Raw genomic sequence first — 1,291 nt, forward strand, 5'->3', positions numbered from 1 at the left:
CTGAAGGGGTGACAATCCGGCTACAAACTAGACTGGATAAGGGACATAGCTCTTAGGCCCCTTCGATAAAAAGGCCGTTTATGGGGGTTAAGTTTCATAAACTCGATACTTAACTCCTGCAATTTTTCCAGAGAATCAATCCAACTGAGTCCATAAAGTCCTATCCAAAAGTTACTATGACGGCGTTGATTGCGTCCAGATTCAGTTAAACGAGCGACATAAGACTGCACTCCTTGTTGCTTGATTGGCACAGCTTGAATAGATGAGGCCGTATAGGCCAAAGCAATTAAAAGAACCAGCCGAGTCAACCGCTCTTGGTTGGCCCCCGTTCCTTCTAAATTATATCCTCCAGTTTTACAATCTTTGAACATTGCTTCAATGCCCATCCGCATGGAATAAGCCTTTAAAGCACTTTTTAAATCCGTCAGATTAGTCAGAATGTACCAAGGTTCACTTGATTTATTAGAACCATATTTACGTTTCCAACAAGCCGCCAAGGCATACCGGCCAAATCCTTTCTTTTTAGTAAACTGAACCGAGGATAAATAGAGTTTCATCCCCGGCTTAAGCCCTAAATTACTTAACTTCTCAAACTCCTCAGCTTTTTTACGACCTTGTTTAATGTAAGTGTTGCATTTTTGGCGCAGAGCAAAATACACTTTCTTTGACTGAAGCCACTTAGCCAGCTCAACACTATGAAATTCACGGTCTCCAATTACGATGATTTTATAACCGTTTAATAACCTAAAAATAGGCTTAAGAAGGGCTTTTTGACGGGCAAGATTGCTGGCCCCTGTATGGTCGATAAATGTCCAATAAACCGGCCAAGCTCTTTTTTGATAAATTACGGACCCCATGAACAGGTTATTTTGTTTCCAAGAGGTTCTATCTAAAGCTAGATAAATGGGCTGGTATGAAGGAAAATAGCGATGAATTAAAATTTGAATCAAGGGAAACCACAGCAGAGGAACACTCAGACTGGTAGAGACTAAGAATCGTTGGATCCTCCTGCGCCGACTCTCCTGTTTAATAGCCAGGGGAAAATAGGCAGCCAACCGTTCAATTTTAACGGTTTTGTGCAGTTGTAAGAGCCACACTAGGGTTTGAACCATCAGCCAGTCGGAATGTTTCAGTTGCTCAGATAGAAAAGTTTGGTAGAATGTAGGTAACATTTTTTTGTGATTATAGAGGTTAGCCATCCCCCAAAAAGGGGCTGACCTCTTTTTCTTATACTACAAATGGCCCAAACCGACAAGGGGTAAGCCTTTTGGCCTTCTTGTCACCCCTTCAG

At 41.9% G+C, this 1,291-nt stretch carries 1 protein-coding gene; it reads right to left on the bottom strand.

Annotated features, from left to right (window positions below; all coding sequences use genetic code 11):
* Window positions 1-20: 20 nt before the first annotated feature.
* The gene (locus NG795_RS28355; protein ID WP_367291947.1) at window positions 21-1,199 is read right to left on the bottom strand and encodes an IS4 family transposase; all 1,179 of its coding nucleotides are present in this window, start codon (window positions 1,197-1,199) and stop codon (window positions 21-23) included.
* Window positions 1,200-1,291: the final 92 nt, after the last annotated feature.

The organism is Laspinema palackyanum D2c (assembly GCF_025370875.1).
In the GTDB taxonomy this organism is placed as follows: domain Bacteria; phylum Cyanobacteriota; class Cyanobacteriia; order Cyanobacteriales; family Laspinemataceae; genus Laspinema; species Laspinema palackyanum.